A 338-nucleotide genomic window follows, 5' to 3' on the forward strand; every position below is an offset into this window, starting at 1 on the left:
TCACCTTTCGTCTTTATCAAGCTGTATGGCGTGCCTGCGGAACACTACGGCTGGTTGTTCGGCAGTAACGCGGCGGGCTTTATTTTGGTGGCGCAAGTGAACGCACGGTTGCTGGCCAAGCGCCAACCGGCCTTTTTGCTGGCGCGTACGGTGTGGGTTTATCTGGCGGCAGGTGTGGCGTTGCTGGGCATTAGCGCCCTGCACACCGAGCAACTGTGGCCGTTGTTGAGTCCGCTGTTTATCTGCATCGCCAGTCTGGGCTGCATCATCCCCAACGCCTCGGCGTGTGCCATGAACGGGCAGGGCGCGCGGGCAGGCAGTGCTTCGGCGATGCTGGG

Annotated in this window: 1 pseudogene; it reads left to right on the plus strand. The window is 61.5% G+C overall.

The features are described 5' to 3' along the window. Positions 1-338, plus strand: a pseudogene (locus GHN86_RS23155) (Bcr/CflA family drug resistance efflux transporter); the annotation flags it as partial.

It is taken from the genome of Pseudomonas helleri, from assembly GCF_009600315.1.
Classification (GTDB): Bacteria; Pseudomonadota; Gammaproteobacteria; order Pseudomonadales; family Pseudomonadaceae; genus Aquipseudomonas; species Aquipseudomonas helleri_A.